At 32.2% G+C, this 391-nt stretch carries 1 protein-coding gene; it reads left to right on the top strand.

The features are described from left to right. Positions 1-95 precede the first annotated feature (95 nt). Positions 96-391: hypothetical protein (locus GJ691_RS19635; RefSeq protein ID WP_218944439.1), on the top strand; the 296-nt coding region annotated here is incomplete at its 3' end.

The raw sequence follows: 391 nt of genomic DNA, 5'->3' as shown, positions 1-391 counted from the left end.
CAATAGAACATTGATGATTACTGTTATATATCGTAGCAATATGGCACGAGCGTGACGCTGGTGATTTAGAAACCATTATCATAAAGTAATTGAATATGACACGCACCGAACTGTTTAAAATATTAAAAGAACGCAACCAAAGTCTCCATGATAGTTATTATGAGATTAAAAAAATTAGTAATAGCGATACTATCCAGTTTATCAAGGAAGATAACAGTATACGCCGCAGAACATCCATAAGGGTTTATATGTATGGAAAAATGCTATTTGCCGGAGGTTATTCTTTAATCATTAAACCTTTGGAACAAAAGTTTGAGCCCTTGGTAATTCCAGAGTTAAAGAAAAATTATACAAACGTTTTTGGTCTTGTGTTTAGAGATTTTTATAAAAC

This window comes from Maribacter luteus (assembly GCF_009674825.1).
Taxonomy (GTDB): Bacteria; Bacteroidota; Bacteroidia; order Flavobacteriales; family Flavobacteriaceae; genus Maribacter_A; species Maribacter_A luteus.
This window is presented reverse-complemented; position numbering and strand designations above follow the sequence as displayed.